Annotated in this window: 14 protein-coding genes and 2 tRNA genes; 10 read left to right on the top strand and 6 right to left on the bottom strand. The window is 59.0% G+C overall.

Annotation, left to right across the window (positions count from 1 at the left end; all coding sequences use genetic code 11):
- The first annotated feature begins 61 nt into the window (after nucleotides 1–61).
- The 4 genes from glpX (at nucleotide 62) to ACR0I8_RS06500 (ending at nucleotide 3,165) form a co-directional block, all read left to right on the top strand.
- Nucleotides 62–1,045, top strand: coding sequence for a class II fructose-bisphosphatase (gene glpX / locus ACR0I8_RS06515; RefSeq protein ID WP_170642301.1), 984 nt, complete (start codon nucleotides 62–64; stop codon nucleotides 1,043–1,045).
- 93 nt (nucleotides 1,046–1,138) lie between these two features.
- Nucleotides 1,139–2,881 carry a single-stranded-DNA-specific exonuclease RecJ gene (gene recJ / locus ACR0I8_RS06510; protein ID WP_170689824.1) on the top strand — a complete coding sequence of 581 codons (1,743 nt, stop codon included), beginning with the start codon at nucleotides 1,139–1,141 and terminating at the stop codon, nucleotides 2,879–2,881.
- 108 nt (nucleotides 2,882–2,989) lie between these two features.
- Nucleotides 2,990–3,064 (top strand) — tRNA-Glu (locus tag ACR0I8_RS06505).
- A 26-nt stretch (nucleotides 3,065–3,090) separates the two neighbouring features.
- Nucleotides 3,091–3,165, top strand: a tRNA-Glu gene (locus ACR0I8_RS06500).
- Between the two features lie 269 nt (nucleotides 3,166–3,434).
- Here the strand turns inward: ACR0I8_RS06500 and ACR0I8_RS06495 are convergent.
- Nucleotides 3,435–4,838, bottom strand: coding sequence for an MATE family efflux transporter (locus tag ACR0I8_RS06495; RefSeq protein ID WP_480702906.1), 1,404 nt, complete (start codon nucleotides 4,836–4,838; stop codon nucleotides 3,435–3,437).
- 314 nt (nucleotides 4,839–5,152) lie between these two features.
- On the opposite strand from ACR0I8_RS06495, the gene ACR0I8_RS06490 reads away from it, so the two are divergent.
- The 4 genes from ACR0I8_RS06490 to ACR0I8_RS06475 all read left to right on the top strand — a co-directional run bounded on the left by ACR0I8_RS06490 (nucleotide 5,153) and on the right by ACR0I8_RS06475 (nucleotide 8,679).
- The gene (locus ACR0I8_RS06490; protein ID WP_170376848.1) at nucleotides 5,153–5,713 is read left to right on the top strand and encodes a TRAP transporter small permease subunit; all 561 of its coding nucleotides are present in this window, start codon (nucleotides 5,153–5,155) and stop codon (nucleotides 5,711–5,713) included.
- A complete protein-coding gene (locus ACR0I8_RS06485) occupies nucleotides 5,710–7,038 on the top strand; it encodes a TRAP transporter large permease subunit (RefSeq protein ID WP_170689823.1) in 1,329 nt (442 codons plus the stop codon). Before ACR0I8_RS06490 ends, ACR0I8_RS06485 begins: the two co-directional genes overlap by 4 nt.
- A 65-nt stretch (nucleotides 7,039–7,103) precedes the next feature.
- The gene (locus ACR0I8_RS06480; protein WP_170376212.1) at nucleotides 7,104–8,144 is read left to right on the top strand and encodes a TRAP transporter substrate-binding protein; all 1,041 of its coding nucleotides are present in this window, start codon (nucleotides 7,104–7,106) and stop codon (nucleotides 8,142–8,144) included.
- Nucleotides 8,145–8,256: 112 nt separating this feature from the next.
- Nucleotides 8,257–8,679 (top strand): VOC family protein, encoded by a 423-nt coding sequence (locus ACR0I8_RS06475; RefSeq protein ID WP_170487806.1) that lies wholly within the window; start codon nucleotides 8,257–8,259, stop codon nucleotides 8,677–8,679.
- Nucleotides 8,680–8,765: 86 nt separating this feature from the next.
- Here ACR0I8_RS06475 and xylA read toward each other — a convergent pair whose 3' ends face one another.
- From xylA to xylF, 4 genes are all read right to left on the bottom strand, one after another.
- On the bottom strand, nucleotides 8,766–10,073 hold the full coding sequence (xylA, locus tag ACR0I8_RS06470; protein ID WP_170689821.1) for a xylose isomerase: 1,308 nt from the start codon (nucleotides 10,071–10,073) through the stop codon (nucleotides 8,766–8,768).
- A gap of 9 nt (nucleotides 10,074–10,082) precedes the next feature.
- Nucleotides 10,083–10,880 carry an ATP-binding cassette domain-containing protein gene (locus ACR0I8_RS06465; RefSeq protein ID WP_170470561.1) on the bottom strand — a complete coding sequence of 266 codons (798 nt, stop codon included), beginning with the start codon at nucleotides 10,878–10,880 and terminating at the stop codon, nucleotides 10,083–10,085.
- The gene (locus ACR0I8_RS06460; RefSeq protein ID WP_170376204.1) at nucleotides 10,880–12,178 is read right to left on the bottom strand and encodes a sugar ABC transporter permease; all 1,299 of its coding nucleotides are present in this window, start codon (nucleotides 12,176–12,178) and stop codon (nucleotides 10,880–10,882) included. The genes ACR0I8_RS06465 and ACR0I8_RS06460 overlap by 1 nt, the downstream gene beginning before the upstream one ends.
- 66 nt (nucleotides 12,179–12,244) lie before the next feature.
- The gene (xylF, locus tag ACR0I8_RS06455; RefSeq protein WP_170470315.1) at nucleotides 12,245–13,264 is read right to left on the bottom strand and encodes a D-xylose ABC transporter substrate-binding protein; all 1,020 of its coding nucleotides are present in this window, start codon (nucleotides 13,262–13,264) and stop codon (nucleotides 12,245–12,247) included.
- Nucleotides 13,265–13,417: 153 nt separating this feature from the next.
- Here xylF and ACR0I8_RS06450 point away from each other — a divergent pair, with 153 nt between their 5' ends.
- Entirely contained in the window at nucleotides 13,418–14,635 is a 1,218-nt protein-coding gene (locus ACR0I8_RS06450; protein WP_170689819.1) for an ROK family transcriptional regulator, read from the top strand.
- Nucleotides 14,625–16,136 (top strand): CRTAC1 family protein, encoded by a 1,512-nt coding sequence (locus tag ACR0I8_RS06445; RefSeq protein WP_170689817.1) that lies wholly within the window; start codon nucleotides 14,625–14,627, stop codon nucleotides 16,134–16,136. Before ACR0I8_RS06450 ends, ACR0I8_RS06445 begins: the two co-directional genes overlap by 11 nt.
- Here the strand turns inward: ACR0I8_RS06445 and ACR0I8_RS06440 are convergent.
- Nucleotides 16,130–17,413, bottom strand: coding sequence for a cytochrome c peroxidase (locus ACR0I8_RS06440; protein ID WP_170689816.1), 1,284 nt, complete (start codon nucleotides 17,411–17,413; stop codon nucleotides 16,130–16,132). The two genes, ACR0I8_RS06445 and ACR0I8_RS06440, sit on opposite strands and share 7 nt — an antisense overlap.
- Nucleotides 17,414–17,415: the final 2 nt, after the last annotated feature.

Genomic DNA, 17,415 nt, shown 5'->3' with positions numbered 1-17,415 from the left:
CCTGCGCCATCCGCAGGCTATGCCAGACGAAACGCCATTGCCTGCCAAAGGAATACAACGCATGAACGCTGCCAAAATCGATTTTAACGACCGCCTGCTGTCCTTGGGCCTAGCGCGGGTCGCGGAACAGGCCGCGCTTGCCTCGGCCTCGCTGGTGGGACGCGGTGACGAGAAAGCCGCCGACCAGGCCGCCGTGAACGCGATGCGCGAGCAGTTGAACCTGCTGGATATCGCGGGTGTCGTGGTCATCGGCGAAGGCGAGCGTGACGAAGCGCCGATGCTCTATATCGGCGAAGAGGTCGGCACAGGCGAAGGCCCCGGCGTGGATATCGCTCTGGACCCGCTGGAAGGCACTACGCTGACTGCTAAGGACATGCCAAACGCGCTGACCGTGATCGCCATGGGCCCGCGCGGCTCGATGCTGCATGCGCCGGATGTTTATATGGACAAACTGGCCGTTGGCCCCGGCTACCCCGAAGGCGTCGTCTCGCTCGACATGAGCCCGCGCGAACGTGTTGAGGCATTGGCCAAGGCCAAGGGGTGCGAACCAGCCGATATTACCGTTTGCATCCTGGAGCGTCCGCGCCATGAGGCGATGATCGCCGAGGTGCGCGAAACCGGTGCCTCGATCCGTCTGATCACCGATGGTGACGTGGCCGGTGTCATGCACTGCGCCGAAAGCGAAACCACCGGCATCGACATGTATATGGGCCAGGGTGGCGCGCCCGAGGGCGTTCTGGCTGCCGCAGCTCTGAAATGCATGGGCGGTCAGATCTTCGGCCGCCTTCTGTTCCGCAACGATGACGAACGTGGTCGCGCCGCCAAGGCAGGCATCACCGATCTTGACCGTGTCTATGCACGTGACGAGATGGTGACGGCGGATGTGATCTTTGCCGCAACCGGCGTAACCGGTGGCTCTCTGCTGCCGCGCATCAAGCGCGAGCCGGGCTGGGTTGAAACCACCACCCTTTTGATGCGCTCGAAAACCGGATCGGTTCGCCGCATGTCCTACCGCACGCCAATGTGGTCGCACGACGAAGCCTAAGCGGCTTGCGCCGATGCCTTCGGCGAGAGTATCTGTGAAAAGATGAAGAGGCCGGGTCCAAATTGGGTCCGGCCTTAGCATATGAGAGGTGCGATGAGTTTTCTTGGGGTTGAGCAATCTTTGACAGGCCGGTGCTGGGTGGGGCCCTCGCCTGAAGTTGAGCGCGCGACTGAAATGCTGGTGCAGCAGGCCGGTTTACCGCGTGCCGTTTGCCAAGTGCTGGCGCGGCGGGGCGTCCCTCCGATGGAGGCTGCCGGTTTTCTGGAACCAAAGCTGAAAGAGCTTTTGCCCGACCCTCGCAGCATGAAAGATATGGAAGCCGCTGCGACCCGGTTTCTGAAAGCGGTGCGCGAAAAGCAGCGGATCGCAGTCTTTGCGGATTATGATGTGGATGGAGGCAGTTCGGCGGCGTTGCTGCTGGTCTGGCTGCGTCAAATGGGGCTGCAAGCGACACTCTATGTGCCGGACCGCATCGACGAAGGCTATGGACCGAACGTGCCTGCGATGCAATCGCTGGCAGCCGCGCATGACCTGATCATCTGCGTGGATTGCGGCACGCTGAGCCATGACCCGATCGCGGCAGTAAAAGGGGCTGATGTGATCGTGCTGGATCACCATCTGGGCGGTGAGACCCTGCCGGACTGCGTGGCCGTGGTGAACCCGAACCGGCAGGATGAAAGCGGCGATCTGGGCTATCTCTGCGCGGCAGGCGTTGTATTCCTGATGCTGGTCGAGGCTGGGCGGCAAATGCGGGAGGCTGGGGCCAAGGGACCGGAATTGGTGCCCCTGCTAGATCTGGTCGCGCTGGCGACTGTCGCGGATGTTGCCCCTCTGATTGAGGCGAACCGCGCTTTGGTCCGACAAGGTTTGAAGGTCATGGCAAGCCGTCAGCGACCCGGCCTTGTGGCCCTGTCGGATGTCGCTCGCATGGATGCCGCGCCCAATAGCTATCATCTCGGGTTTCTTCTGGGGCCGCGGGTGAACGCTGGGGGACGCATTGGACAGGCCGACCTTGGAGCGCGGCTGCTCAGTACTGACTCTTTGCACGAAGCGCAGGCCCTTTCCGAGCGGCTCGATGCGCTGAATACTGAACGGCGCGATATCGAAAACGCCGTGAGGGCCGCCGCGCTTGAGCAGGCGGAGGAGCGTGGTTTGGACGCACCCTTGGTCTGGGCCGCTGGCGAAGGGTGGCATCCGGGCGTTGTCGGTATCGTCGCCTCGCGCCTGAAGGAAAACGCCAACCGCCCGGCGATTGTGATCGGCTTTGACGGGGACGAAGGCAAAGGATCAGGGCGGTCGGTCTCGGGCGTTGATCTAGGGGCCTCGATCCAGCGGCTAGCGGCTGAGGGGTTGTTGGTCAAAGGTGGCGGTCACAAGATGGCGGCGGGGCTGACCGTGATGCGCGACCAGTTGGAACCGGCCATGAAGCGCCTGTCAGAACTGCTGGAAAAACAAGGCGCAGGGCAAGGTGGTCCGGCGGACATGAAGCTCGACGGGGCGTTGATGCCCGGCGCCGCGACAGTGGATCTGATTGAAGAAATTGAGAAAGCCGGGCCTTTTGGGGCCAGCGCCCCTGCTCCGCGCTACGCCCTGCCCGACCTACAGGTGCGGTTTGCCAAACGGGTGGGCGAGGCGCATCTAAAGCTCTCGCTTGCGGATGGTCTTGGCGGCGGGCTGGACGCGATCGCATTCGGAGCCTTCGACGGGCCGATGGGTGAAAAGCTTTCAAATCACGGCGGAGCGCGCTTTCATTTCGCCGGTCGGCTTGAGGTGAACACATGGGGTGGTCGCCAAAACGTACAGCTACGTCTTGAGGACGCGGCCGAGGCGAAATGACCAGTTTCAAGGCAACAGCAGGACAGGTCAAAAAACTTTCGCATCCCTGCATTTTTCGGCTTGCGGGGGTCGGGGTGAAACCGTAAAAGGCCCTCCACAAGCTAGCGTGGCCCGTTCGTCTATCGGTTAGGACGCCAGGTTTTCAACCTGGAAAGAGGGGTTCGATTCCCCTACGGGCTGCCATTTTTGCTTGTGAGCCAAGGCTCAGTGGCCCGTTCGTCTATCGGTTAGGACGCCAGGTTTTCAACCTGGAAAGAGGGGTTCGATTCCCCTACGGGCTGCCACTTCACCAGCATTCAATATTAAAAGAAAATCAGAAGTCTGGCTTCAATCTTGGATTGTTTTCTGTTTGTTGCCTCTTGCTGTGGCTTTTATTGATGCTTTTCCAGTTGTGCTTGCTCCAGTTCTATTCGTACAAAACACTCTGGCAACCTTTCGTTCCAGAACCCCAAACCTCCGCCAGCGTGTTACGCCCTTCGACCGTTTCGACCACAAACTGATCATTGAACCTATGGCAGTCTCAGAGCCACGGTTCACCGGCACCTGCCTCGTGCTACCAGCCGCGACGGCCAAACAGAGAATGCAAGCGGTTCTGACCTGCAAACGGGTCGATCTCCTGCGCGCGTTCTAAGCTAGACACAACACGGCCGACCAAATTCCAACTGATCGCGGCGAAGATGATGCCGCCGAAAGCCTGCCCCAAAAGAACTCCGGACGCCCCGGCCAGTGCCGATCCAATTGAGGCGAAGACCCAAGTGCCCACAGTATGGCGGCCCCAGTTGATCCATGTGGAATAGACCGGGTGGCCAAGGTTGTTGAAACTGGCATTGGCAACGAAAATGACCCCATTGAAGAAAGACGCCAGCGCCAGAGGCCCGCAGAACAGGTAGATCAGCACGCGCGTCTCGCCCTCGGCCGCGAACAAATCCGCGATTGGTGCGCGCAACAGGAAAAGGACCGCCGCCATCCCAAGAACGTAGATCGCAGTAAATTTGATGCCGGCCAGAAAGGCTTCGCGCACGCGGGTGAACTGCTCGGCCCCGAAGTTTTGCCCGATGATGGGACCGATTGCCCCAGACAGCGCAAAGATGACCGAGAACGCCACGGGCAAAAGCCGCCCGATCACAGCCATTCCGGCCACCGCATCCGTTCCGTACTCGGCGATTTCACGCACGACGATGGCATTGCCGATCGGCGTTGCCACATTGGTCAGCACAGCCGGGATCGCGATGGCCCGGACTGGTTTAAGATCGGATGCGACTTGCCGCAGCGATGGGCGGGAAAAGCCTCGGTGGACGCGCAGGGCGGGCCAAAGCGCAGCGGCGAGCATGCAAATCCGCGCCAGCACCGATGCAATCGCTGCACCGTCTAGCCCCAAACCAACCCCGAAGATCAGGATCGGGTCGAGAACCGCATTCACCACGCCGCCATAGATCGTGGCCATCATGGATCGCCGCGCATCCCCATGCGCCCGCAGAACCGCCATTGCAACCATTGCAATCGCCATCACCCACATGGTCGGCAAAATGATCGACACATAGCGTGTGGCGAGCCTCAACACCTCGCCTTCGGCCCCCAATAACGACAACAACGCGCTGAGGTTCCAAAGCACCAGAACCGGGGTTATCAGCCCGACGCACAGACCCAGCGTTGCAACGCTGGAGGCATATTTTCGCGCCTCCTCCGATCGCCCTGCTCCCAAGGTCCGTGCCGTTAACGCTCCGGCCGAGATCGACAGACCGATATTGATCGCATTGGTGAAGAACAGCAGCGTTCCGGCATATCCCACGGCGGCAGCCAACGCGTCATTGCCGAGCATCGAGATGAACACCATATCGACAAAATCGACTGCAAAGATCGCCATCAGACCGATGCTTGTGGTCAGAGACATGCGCGTAACATGTCGCATCAGACTGCCAGTCAGGAAAACGGCTTCGCCTTGGGATTGATTGGCCATGTCCTACCTGCTCTGCGACGGCGTTTGAGTTCTGTCACCTTCTCAGATGGCGGCGCTGCGTCAACTGTTTCGTTTCGCCCAAAAGGCAGGCCATTTCCGGGCGGTCACCACTGAGTCGGGTTTTGCAAGCCCTGAGCCGAAGCCGTGCTTGACAGAATCCAACCATCTCGTTCTGATACCAGCGTGAGCAAAAACACTGAATCAAACCAATGCATTGCCCGGATCACGCGCTGCTGTCAGCATCGCTCTCGGCATGGTTGCGTTCGGTCTGATGACCCCAAACGCCTGAAAGTCTGCCTCTCGTGACAGGACCCATGATGACTTATGTGCGGTTCATCGACCGCGCCAACCGGATGCTGGGTCGCGTGATCATGTATGGCATCTTCGTGATGATGGCGATCCTGCTGTATTCCTCGGTTTCCAAGACATTCTTCGTGCCGTCCCTCTGGACGCTGGAAATGGCGCAGTTCGCGATGGTGGCCTATTACATGCTGGGCGGGCCCTACGCGATGCAGATGGGCGCGAACGTCCGGATGGACCTGCTCTATGGTGAATGGACGGACCGCAAGAAAAGCCAGATCGACGCGCTAACCGTGTTGTTTCTGATTACCTACCTCGGCTTTCTGCTTTGGGGCGGCTGGGACAGCCTGATGTATTCCTTCCAATATGGTGGAGAGCGCTCCTCCTCGGCCTGGCGGCCCTATATCTGGCCGATCAAGACCATCATGGTTATCGGCATCTTTCTGATGCTGCTTCAGGCGATCTCGGAACTCTGCAAGGACATCCTGCGCCTCAAAGGCTTTGACATGGGCAAAAAGGATGATGAGCCCGTCCACATGGCCCCGGAAGACCTTGAAGGAGGGCATCGCGGGTGAGCTACGAACTGATTGCCGCGCTCATGTTCTCGACCATGATGCTGATGCTGCTGACTGGTCAGCGGGTCTTTGGCGCTATTGGCTTTGTTGCTGTGGTTGCAGCATTCTTCCTATGGGGGGACCGCGGAGGATACGATCTCGGCTTTGCGGCGGCGATCAAGGTGATGCGCTGGTATCCCCTTCTGACCCTGCCGATGTTCATCTTCATGGGTTACATCCTGTCGGAGTCACGGATTGCCGATGACCTCTATCGGATGTTCCACGTCTGGATGGGCGGCCTGTCCGGAGGGCTGGCCATTGGCACAATCGGCCTGATGGTTCTGATCTCAGCCATGAACGGACTGTCTGTGGCTGGTATGGCGATCGGAGCCACCATCGCCCTGCCCGAGCTGCTACGCCGCAACTACGACAAGCTGATGGTCACCGGCGTGATACAGGCCGGATCATCACTGGGCATTCTGGTGCCACCCTCAGTCGTGCTGGTCCTTTACGCCATGATCGCGCGCCAGCCGGTCGGGCAACTCTGGCTGGCCGGCGTGATCCCCGGCCTGATGATGGCCACGATGTTCATCATCTACATCGCCATCCGCTGCCGCATAAACCCTGCACTCGGCCCCGTGATGAGCGCGGAGGAACGCGCAGAGGTCACATGGGGCGAAAAGATGCGCCTGCTAGGGGCCGGCCTGCTGCCGCTGGGCATCTTCGCTGTGATGATGGTGCCCTTTGTCAATGGCTGGACATCTTTGGTGGAAAGCTCGGCTTTGGGAGCAATTGCGGCCTTTATGGCGGCCGTTCTGAAACGTCGCATGACATGGCAGGTCTTTGAAACCTCGATCAAGCAGACGCTGGGCATCACCTGCATGTTCATGTGGATCATCCTCGCCGCACTCGCCTTTGGGGCCGTCTTCGACGGTCTGGGCGCGGTCAAAGCAATTGAGAACCTGTTTACCGTTCAACTCGGCCTGAACCCGTGGATCATCCTGATCCTGATGCAACTGAGCTTTCTGCTCATGGGAACGTTCCTTGATGACACGGCCATGCTGGTCATCGTCGCCCCCCTCTATGTGCCGCTGGTCGGCGCGCTTGGGTTTGACCTGATCTGGTATGGCGTGCTCTACACGATCACCTGCCAGATCGCCTATATGACACCGCCTTTCGGGTATAACCTGTTCCTGATGCGGGCCATGGCCCCGCCTGAGGTAACGATCAAAGACATTTACCGCTCAATCATCCCGTTTGTCTGCGTGATGGCTGTGGCACTGGGATTGGTGATGGCCTTCCCCGACATTGCATTGTGGCTTCCGGGCATCGTCTACGGAAACTGAGCATACAAGAGAAGAAGCCGGAAAAACTGGTTCGATTTCAACAAAAAGCACAGGAGAGGAAGACTATGACAACAACAAGACGCAGATTTTTGCGCACTGCTGCTTTGGCCGCGCCTGCGACACTGGCAGCGCCCGCAATCGTCAAAGCGCAGGCCCCGATCAAATGGCGCTTTCAGACCTACGCAGGGGGGGCGTTGGGTGAGCATGTGACCAAACCGGCCATCGATTACATCAACGCCAATGCCAATGGCGAGCTTGAGATCGAGCTGTTCTATGCCGACCAGATCGTCCCCACCGGAGAGCTGTTCCAGGCGCTTCAGCGCGGCACCATCGACGGCGTGCATTCGGACGATGACTCGATGGCCTCGCCCACGCCGCTGCGCGTGTTCGGAGGGTACTTCCCTTTCGCAACCAAGCACATCCTCGACGTTCCTGTCCTGTTCAACCAGTACGGTCTAGCCGATATCTGGCGGGACGAATACGCCAAGGTCGGTGTGCAATGGCTGTCCGCCGCAGGTCAGGACCCATGCAACTTTAACACCAAAAAGGAAATCACCTCGGTCGCCGACCTGGATGGGTTGAAGCTCTATACCTTCCCAACGGCTGGTCGCTTCCTTGCCAAGTTCGGCGTGGTTCCGGTGAACATCCCCTATGAAGACGCCGAAGTGGCCGTTCAGACGGGTGAGTTGGATGGCATGGCATGGTCTGGCATTACCGAGGATTACACGGTCGGCTGGGCTGATGTGACCGACTACTTCCTGACCAACAACATCTCGGGCGCGTGGATCGGATCGTGGTTCGCCAACCAAGAGCGTTGGAACGAGTTGCCGGATCACCTGAAATCTGTCGTGATGGCCGGGATCGAAGCCGGGCACACTTATCGGAACCAGTGGTACTGGGGTGGCGAAGCCGCGTTGCGGGCCAATGGTGACAAGCTGGAGTTGCGCTCGGTTCCACCCGGCGAATGGGCCGAAGTCGAGAACGCGGCCAAGGAATTCTGGGACGAGATTGCTCAGGAAGGCGAAGTCCACCAGAAGATCATCGGCATCTTCCAAGAATACAACAGCGTCATCAATCAGGCTGGCGTGCCCTACAACTTCGAATAAAGAAAACGGGCGACCCCGCGGAAAGGGGTCGCCTTTCCAATTTGTCATCCACAGAAACGAACCGACATGCTAGAGGTCCTGAGACACCGAATGTTCAGGGCAAGGGCAGAGTATGAAACTGGAATTCCATCACATCAACTTCGTCGCCGATGATGTTGATCGCATGCACGATTTCTACACCAACGTGCTGGGGCTGGATGACATCCCGCAGGACAATTTCCCGAGGACCGAGGCCGATGAGGACAGCGGTTATGACGGCAAGATCCGCTTTGCGACCGAGGGCCATATGCAGATGCATCTGGCTGAACGCGCCTTTGACGTCGCCTTCAAGAACGGGCAAGTGATCAACCCGGTGGAACGCGGCCATATCGCCTTTCGTACCGACGATCTGCCAGCGTTCCTGAAGCTGCTGGACGAGCGCGGCATCCCCTATTCTGACTACGGCACCACCTTCGCGAAAGAATGGCATCAGGTCTTCTTTCAAGACCCCGAGGGCAACGTGATCGAGGTTCATCAACAGGTCGACCCGAGCTAATAATCACAAAAAGGCCCGCGCACTCAGGTCGTGCAGCGGGCCTTTGAAAGAGTAGTTGGGCGGGAAGTCCGCCCAAGCGTGGCGGTTCAGACGAATCTGTTGACGTAGTTCTCGAGAATTTCCTGACGACCGGAGCGAGGCTGCGGGTTAATATCCTCGGCCAAGACGCGGGCCGTGATTTCATCCAGACCAGAGGACAGCATGGATTGTGCAGTGTCCGACGACCATCCCGCGTATCTGTCCACCAGCGCGGCTTCTAACCCGCCATCTTCGATCATGGCGGCGGCCGCTTTCAATCCGCGCGCGCAGATATCCATACCACCCACATGTGCGGCGATCAGATCCTCGGCGTCGATCGACTGACGCCGGATCTTCGCGTCGAAATTGGTGCCGCCCGTGGTGAAGCCTCCGGCCTTGAGGATATGATAGTAGGCCAATGCGACCTCGGGCGTATTGTTAGGGAATTGGTCCGTATCCCAACCCGACTGATAGTCGTTGCGGTTCATATCTATGGAACCCAGCATGCCTTCGGCCGTCGCAGTTGCGATCTCATGCTCAAAGCTGTGACCGGCCAGAATGGCGTGCCCCTGTTCGAGGTTCAGCTTGACTTCGTCCTCAAGGCCGTACTTGCGAAGGAAGCCAATGCAAGTGGCAGCGTCGAAGTCATACTGATGCTTGGACGGCTCCTGCGGTTTGGGTTCAACCAGAATGGCGCCCTTAAAGCCGATCTTGTGCTTGTACTCGACCACCATGTTCAGGAACCGGCCCATGTGATCAAGCTCAGCCCCCATATCGGTGTTGAGCAACGTCTCATAGCCTTCACGCCCGCCCCATAGGACGTAGTTCTCGCCCCCCAGCTTGTGGGTCGCGTCGATGCAGGATTTCACCGTGGCGGCAGCAAAGGCAAACACGTCCGGATCAGGGTTCGTGCTGGCACCGCCCATCCAGCGGCGATGGCTGAACATATTGGCCGTTCCCCAAAGCAGCTTGGTTCCCGAGACCTGCATCTTCTCACCGATATAGTCAGTGATCTCTTCCAGAGTTCTCAGGTTATCAGCGTAGTTGCCCTGTTCAGGTCGGATGTCCGCATCGTGCCAGCAGAAATAGGGCTGCCCGAGAATGTCGAACATCTCGAACGCGATGTCGGCTTTCATCTTGGCCCGGCCCATATCATCCTGCGGATGCCAGGGACGCTCAAGCGTCGGGCCGCCAAATGGATCGCCGCCTTCCCAGGCAAACGAGTGCCACCACGCGACGGCGAAACGCAGGTGATCCTCCATGCGTTTGCCCATGATGACTTCATCCGGATCGTAGTGACGGAAGGCGAGCGGGTTCTTGCTGTCTTCGCCCTCGTACCGGATCTTTTCGATCTCTTGAAAAAAACCACTCGCCATTGTCTTCCCTCACTCAGTCTTTTCGCCGGGCTTTTTGCCCAGAATGATCATCGACAGCAGGTCATCATCGGTGACATCGGGGATGTCGACGGTTCCGACCAATTGACCGTTCTTCATGACCGAAGCCCGATCACACAGTTCCATCACAGCATGCACATCATGGTCGATCAGGAAAATCCCAATCCCCTGCGCCTTGAGCTTCTGGATCAGTTCCGCAACCATCTGGGTCTCATGCGGTCCCAATGCGGCTGTGGGTTCATCCATGATCAGGATGCGCGCGTTGAAATACACCGCCCGGGCAATCGCAACCGACTGACGCTGACCGCCAGACAGGGCCGAGACCGGGTCATTGAACTTCTGGAAATTCGGGTTCAGCTGGCCCATGATCTTGCGGCACTCGGCCTCCATCGCGGCATCGTTGACCAACCCCATCGGTGTCACCATCTCGCGCCCCAGAAACAGGTTCGAGCTGGCGTCGAGGTTATCGGCCAAAGCGAGCGTCTGATAGATCGTCTCGATATTGTTGGCCCGCGCGTCCCGAGGGTTGTTGATCTCGACCTTTTCACCGTCGATCCGGATCTCGCCGCTGTCCATCTGGTAGGCGCCGGACAGGACCTTGATCAGCGTGGACTTCCCTGCCCCGTTATGGCCCAGCAGGCCCACAACTTCGCCGGGGTAGAGGTCGACCGACACGTGATCCACCGCCTTGATGCCCCCGAAGGAAATCGAGATGTCGTTCATTTCGACCAGAGGCGGCTTGCCAGAGCCGCGACCCGAATTTGTGTTCTGCGTTTCTTCAGCTTGCATCATTTCGCTCCCAAACGTTTGCGATAGACGATGTCGATGTAGACAGCCAGGACGAGCACAGCACCGACGACGATGTTCTGGAACGGTGCATCCACACCGACCATCGCCATCCCCGATTGCAGCGCCTGCATGATCAGGGCCCCCAGGATCGCACCATAGATCGTCCCCAGACCACCGGACAGGGCGGTCCCGCCAATGACGGCTGCAGCAATTACACGAAGCTCATCCAGCGTACCAATGTCGTTCGAGTGGTTGGCCAGACGGGCGGAAGCCACAACAGCGGACAGCGCACACAAGAAACCCATCAAGGCAAAGATCTTAACGGTCATCATACGGGTGTTGATGCCAGAAAGCTCAGCCGCGTCGGGGTTGCCGCCAGTTGCAAAGATGTAGCGACCGAACCGGGTCTTGCGGGCCACGACGGTCAGTGTGACTGCCACCAGGATCAGGATCAGAACCGAGATCGGGATGCCGTAGCCGACGACCAGACCCTCGGGCATGATCTCACCACGCGCTTCGAACATACGCTCGAGCCGGCGGGTCGGGATGGCGTAGCTGTTGACGATGAAGACATAGCCCATGATCGCGATGCCGATGATCCCGGCCAGCGTTGTTTCAGCCCAGACGGGTTTGACCGGGAAACCATGTGCGGCCTTGGACCGGCGCGCACTCCACAGCGCCCAGATCGCGGCGGCTGTGGCGGCAAGGCCGAACAAAAGGCTGGCCGTGGTGCCAAGCGTTCCGTTGGTGCCGCCGAACATCAGGAATGTGCTATCCAGCGGGCCAATGGTCTGGCCATCGGTCATGTACCAGGCGACGTTACGCCAGACCAGAAACCCTCCGAGGGTCACGATGAAGGCGGGAATTGTCAGGTACCCGATCATCCAGCCTTGAAAAGCCCCGATAAGGGTTCCGACCGCAAGCCCAACGACCAGAGTGATCGCCCAGGTGGCCGGGTTGTTTAGGCCCATGCCCAGCATGTTCGGCAAAAGCTCGGTCTGGGTCATGGCCATCACGGCGGATGTCGTCGCCAGCAAGGCGCCGACAGAAAGGTCGATGTGGCGCATCACAATGATGAACACCATGCCACAGGCCATGATCGCAACCGACACGGTCTGAATGGACAGGTTGAACAGGTTGCGAGGGGTCAGGAAACGCCCATCAGTGACGATATTGAACCCGATGCAAAGGATGATAAACGCGCCGATCATACCCAATAGCCGCATATCCAGCTCAAGCTGCTGGAACAAGTTTTGCTTGCTTTTCTGGGGTACCGGCTGAGACGAAGTTTCGGTCATATCCGATCTTTCATGTTCAGCGATTGGGATCCCGGCCCGCCTGTGCAGGCCGGGAATTATGGTAGTTTAGTTACAGGGGGCTGGGCCGTTTTCCACGCCTTGGCACAGGTCTTCCAGCGGAATCCAGCCTGCGTCCACAACAACCGAGAGGTTGTCTTTTGTGATCGGAACAGGTGCCAGGAAGACCGAAGTCATCTCGGTGCCACCGGGCGACGTCCAGCTGACCGCGCCTTCAACATCTCCTGCAGCAGTGCCACCGCTCAGCGCGACTGCGATCTCGCCTGCGGCTTTGCCCAGCTCACGCGCGTCTTTCCAGACGGATACGGTTTGGGTGCCCAGCGCGACGCGGTTCAACGCGGCATGGTCACCGTCCTGACCCGAGACCGGGATACCTTCCATGCCCTGCGCCGTCAGCGCAGCAACAACACCACCGGCAGTACCGTCATTCGAGGCCACCACGGCGTCCACGTTGTTTTCGTTCGCCGTCAGGATCTGCTCCATGTTGCGCTGTGCGTTGGCGGGCAGCCAGCCATCGGTATAAGCCTCGCCGACAATTACAACGTCACCGCTGTCGACAGCGGCCTGAATGATCTCTTGCTGACCGCCACGCAGGAAGTCTGCGTTCGGGTCAGTCGGGGAACCTTTGATCATAACGTAATTGCCCTTGGGCATCGCTTCGAACACCGCGCGGGCCTGCATGCGGCCAACTTCGACGTTGTCGAAGGTCAGGTAGAATGCACGGTCATCTTCGATCAGGCGGTCATATGCGATAACCGGGATACCTTCGTCTGCCGCGGCCTGAACCGCCGGGCCAATCGCCTGCGAATCTTGCGCAAGGATGATCAGCGCGTCCACGCCCTGTGCGATCAGGCTTTCAATGTCCGCCAGCTGCTTTGCAGAAGACGACTGCGCGTCGGCAGAGATATACTCGGCACCGCCTGCCTCAAGCGCGGATTTGATCGCGGCTTCGTCAGTCTTCCAACGCTCTTCCTGAAAGTTCGACCAGCTGACGCCAACGACGGTTTCAGCGAAGGCAGCCGTGCTCATCAGAGCAGCCGCGACTGAAATGCTTAGGAATTTCTTCATGCTTTCCTCCCGGTTGTTCGAGTCCCTTCGAAGTGATTCGAGGACTTCACCTACCTGAGTAGCACATTTATTTCAGTCGGCAAAATATTTATGCTATCGCTAACATGAGAATCTGACTAAGGTGAATGCCAAGACGAGATTCGCGAGGGCAAGATGCTGAAAAACAAAGCCTCTTCTATCTCTACCGAGCAGCGGAACGTAACGCGGTTGCGCGTGCTGGAGCATATCCGCCGCAAGGGGGCGATCTCGCGCATTGATATTGCGGGTGCTTTGCAGACCAGCCCCGCTACCGTCACCACCGCAACGGCAGACCTGTTGTCTGCGGGGCTGATCCATGAGGTTGAAGGCGACCCTCAGTCCGGATCTCCGCGGCGCGGGCGGCCCCGTGTTTTGCTTAAGTTGAACGGTGGATCATTGCTGATCGCTGGGTTCAAAGTCACACGCCACTATGTCTCGGTTCTGATCGCAGATTTCGAAGGTCTTGAGATAGCGTCGATCAAATACCCGCTGGTCGAAGCCTGCATGACGCCGCTCGACTTTGCCCGAACCATCCGAAAGGCGCTGGAAAGCGCCTGCGCGGCTGCGTCCGTTTCAATGTCGGATATCGCAGGGGTCTCGATCGGGATCGCGGGCCTGATTGATGCCGAGCATAACTTTGTCCATTGGTCCTCTTCGATCTCGGAACGAAACGTGCCCCTTGGACCGCTTCTGCAGCAAGAGGTTGATTGTCCTGTCTTCATTGAAAACGACGCAAATCTTGTTGCAAAGGCGGAGCAATTGTTCGGGCTGGGCAAGGGGCTGCGAAACTTCCTTGTTATCACGATAGAACACGGTGTCGGCTTGGGGATCGTGCTGGGCGGCAAACTTTACCGGGGCGAGCGCGGATGCGGGGCTGAATTTGGCCATACCAAGGTGCAACTGGATGGCGCGCTCTGCCAATGCGGTCAGCACGGATGTCTTGAAGCTTATGTCGGGGAATACGCGCTGATCCGAGAAGCCTCTATTGCCGGTCAGGGTCGCGACCAGATCACCATTGCCGATCTGCATGACAACGCGCAGTCCGGTGATCAACATGCCTTGTCCGTGCTGGATCGGGCGGGGCAAATATTTGGAATGGGTGTTTCGAACCTGATCAACCTGTTCGATCCCGAATGTATCATCATCTCGGGCAGTCAGGTCAGTTTTCAGCACCTCTATTCCGACAGCGTGATGGAGCGGATACGTAAGGGGGTCGTCCATGTGGATGCCCCCCTGCCCGACATCAAGGTCAACCAGTGGGATGACACCATGTGGGCCAAAGGCGCCATTGCTTATGCCATCGAACAGGTCTCGACCTTAAAGATACGCGAGATGCCAGCCCATGCATCGTGAGTGCGCCCTCATACTGGCAAGCGCCACAGCTGTTGCGGCCGATCAGCCCGTACCAAGCTTTCAGCAGATCGAAGTTGCCGAACATGTCTATGACGGCGGGTGGGAACATTTCGTGGGCGGAGGCGTTGCGGTGTTCGACTGCAATGGCGACAGCCTGCCCGACCTCTTCGCCGCAGGTGGATCAAACCCGTCGCAACTGTTTCGCAACGTCTCGGACGGCGACCTGTCTTTCCGCGTCGACACGCCAGAGGCCCTGTCCCTGAACGGTGTGACCGGGGCTTATCCTTTGGATGTCGACGGCGACGGCTTTCAGGATCTGGCGGTTCTGAGGGTTGGTGAGGACCTTTTGCTACAAGGCCAGCCCGACTGCCAGTTTGCTCCATTTCCCGATCTGAACTTCCAGTCGGACGATCATTGGACAACCGGTTTCTCGGCCACTTGGGAAGACGGCGAGACGCTGCCAACGCTGGCCTTCGGAACCTATGTCGACCGTTTTGACCCCGAGGGTCCGTTCGAAACCTGCGGTTCGACGCTCCTCTATCGTCCTGAAGGATCAGGTTACGGCGCGCCGGTACGACTGGAACCGGGCTATTGCTCTTTGTCGATCCTGTTTTCCGACTGGGCGCGCACGGGTCGGGCGGACCTGCGGGTCAGCAATGATCGCCACTACTACGTGCGCGGCGGGCAGGAGCAGCTCTGGGCGATGGAGGCTGAACCGCGGCTGTACACCGAGGACGACGGATGGCTGCCCTATTCGATCTGGGGAATGGGGATCGCCTCGCGCGATCTGACGGGGGACGGGTTCCCCGATGTCTACCTGACGTCGATGGGCGACCAGAAGTTTCAGGTATTTGACGCCTCAAACGACAGCCCTACCTGGCGCGATGCGACTTATGAGAAAGGCACCACCGCGCACAGACCGCATGTTGGCGGCGACGGGCGACCTTCGACCGGATGGCATGCGCAATTCGGAGACGCCAACAACGACGGGCTGGACGATATTTTCGTGACAAAAGGCAATGTCGAACAGATGCCGGTCGCGGCTTTGAACGACCCCAACAACCTGATGCTGCAACAGCCTGATGGCTCGTTTGTCGAAGCCGCCGCCGAGGCGGGCGTGGCCTCGATGGCCAAGTCGCGCGGCGGCGCTTTGGTTGATTTGAACAATGATGGCCATCTGGATCTGGTGGTCGTCAACCGAGGCGCGCCGTTGGAGGTTCACCAGAACACAACCACCGGCGGGAATTGGGTGTTGGTCGATGTTTCTCAGAACACCTCCAACCGTGCTGCGGTGGGTGGGTTTATCGAGATGCGAACGCCGTCCGGCCTGCAGACCCGTGAAATCACCATTGGCGGAGGCCATGCCGGGGGGACCTCAGGCCTACATCATTTCGGATTGGGACCGGCTGAGGCAGTCGAACTTCGGATGATCTGGCCGGATGGTTCCACAAGCGACTGGCATGCGTATGACGCCAACCAGATCATCCGCCTCCATCACTGATCCACAGGCAGCCCGCTGGGAACGGTTTCGGGAACACCAAGCCTTAGGGCCGGGTCTTCAAGGGTGTTCAGAAAACTGAGGATCGCGTTAACCTCATCATCGCTTAACGCAACCGGATCCAGGCTATTGGCTGCAGCGATAGCTTCGGTCGTTTCGCCTAAAGCCTTCTGATCATCTGCACCCGGAAACGCGGGCAGACGTGCTTGTTCCAGCGAATACCGCTGCAACGACCCCACGGGATCAAGGTGGTGGCGCACCACATCCTCCAACTCGGCATAGGCTCCGCTGTGGCCATAAGGGGCGGTCAGGGTCACATTGCGCAGCGACGGTGTACGGAAGGCAAAGGCATCGTCGGCCTCACCGGTCACCCGCATGCGACCATCGTCGCGAGCGTGACTTTCGAACCGCGCACCTTTGCCCGGCCCGATCTGAGGCATGGCGATGGCGTGGAACCCATGATCCGTCTGGAGCCATCCGGAATGGCAGGAACTACACCCAGCCTCGCCATAAAACAGATCCGACCCAGCCTGCGCATCAGGCGGCAGCTCGGCCTCTCCGCGCATCGCCCGATCAAACAGGCTGTTGTCGGCCCTCCATTCGAAGGCGATGAAATCGGCAAGCACGTTGGCGATTGTCGTAAAGGTGATCTCCTCCCCCGGCAGAGCGTCTTCGAACCGTTTCTGATATTCGGGAATGGCTGCGACACGCGCGGCGATCAGGTCCCAGGCCCCGCCCTCTTGCGTCAGCAGACCCAGACGCACCGCTTTGCTGATTTCATTTTCGGAGTAGTGCCCGGCCATTTCGTCCGGCGACAGCACTGGAAACATAGCCTGCGCCGCGAGGGCGGATTTGAACCCCGGCCGCATATGCGTTCCCAGCGGAGTGCGAATGCCGTTGGGGCGGCTCGCGTCAGCCTCAAGCCGCCCGTCATGGAAGAAGACCGTGAACTCGTCCGCGCCAAGGTTCCACAAGGCCGGAGAGTTGCGGGGAATGCGCTGTTCCGGGTGGTTTTCGGGGTCCAACGCACGTTTCACTCCCAGCCCGATGCCGCCCTCACCCACGCCCAGCGACAACCCGTCGGACGTGCCCAGACGCGGATGGTGACACGACCCGCAGCTGATGTTGCGATTTCCCGACAGGATCGGATCGTAGAACAGCAACTGCCCCAGTTCGACAACAGCCAGATCGGGTTCCGCGAATTCGGGAGGTGGGCCAAGCTCTAGCGCTTGTGTGGCCGAGGCCAATCCCATCATTCCAATCGCCGAAAATACCCTCATGC

The organism is Ruegeria sp. BG9 (assembly GCF_056538305.1).
The sequence above is the reverse complement of the archived record's forward strand: the minus strand, read 5'-3'. Positions and strand labels throughout refer to the sequence as shown.

Bases quoted from the DNA above. Each gene is read 5' to 3' on its own strand.
- glpX (WP_170642301.1), top strand. From the start codon at position 62: ATGAACGCTGCCAAAATCGATTTTAACGACCGCCTGCTGTCCTTGGGC.
- recJ (WP_170689824.1), top strand. From the start codon at position 1,139: ATGAGTTTTCTTGGGGTTGAGCAATCTTTGACAGGCCGGTGCTGGGTG.
- ACR0I8_RS06495 (WP_480702906.1), bottom strand. From the start codon at position 4,838: ATGGCCAATCAATCCCAAGGCGAAGCCGTTTTCCTGACTGGCAGTCTG.
- ACR0I8_RS06490 (WP_170376848.1), top strand. From the start codon at position 5,153: ATGATGACTTATGTGCGGTTCATCGACCGCGCCAACCGGATGCTGGGT.
- ACR0I8_RS06480 (WP_170376212.1), top strand. From the start codon at position 7,104: ATGACAACAACAAGACGCAGATTTTTGCGCACTGCTGCTTTGGCCGCG.
- ACR0I8_RS06475 (WP_170487806.1), top strand. From the start codon at position 8,257: ATGAAACTGGAATTCCATCACATCAACTTCGTCGCCGATGATGTTGAT.
- xylA (WP_170689821.1), bottom strand. From the start codon at position 10,073: ATGGCGAGTGGTTTTTTTCAAGAGATCGAAAAGATCCGGTACGAGGGC.
- ACR0I8_RS06465 (WP_170470561.1), bottom strand. From the start codon at position 10,880: ATGCAAGCTGAAGAAACGCAGAACACAAATTCGGGTCGCGGCTCTGGC.
- ACR0I8_RS06460 (WP_170376204.1), bottom strand. From the start codon at position 12,178: ATGACCGAAACTTCGTCTCAGCCGGTACCCCAGAAAAGCAAGCAAAAC.
- xylF (WP_170470315.1), bottom strand. From the start codon at position 13,264: ATGAAGAAATTCCTAAGCATTTCAGTCGCGGCTGCTCTGATGAGCACG.
- ACR0I8_RS06450 (WP_170689819.1), top strand. From the start codon at position 13,418: ATGCTGAAAAACAAAGCCTCTTCTATCTCTACCGAGCAGCGGAACGTA.
- ACR0I8_RS06445 (WP_170689817.1), top strand. From the start codon at position 14,625: ATGCATCGTGAGTGCGCCCTCATACTGGCAAGCGCCACAGCTGTTGCG.
- ACR0I8_RS06440 (WP_170689816.1), bottom strand. From the start codon at position 17,413: ATGAGGGTATTTTCGGCGATTGGAATGATGGGATTGGCCTCGGCCACA.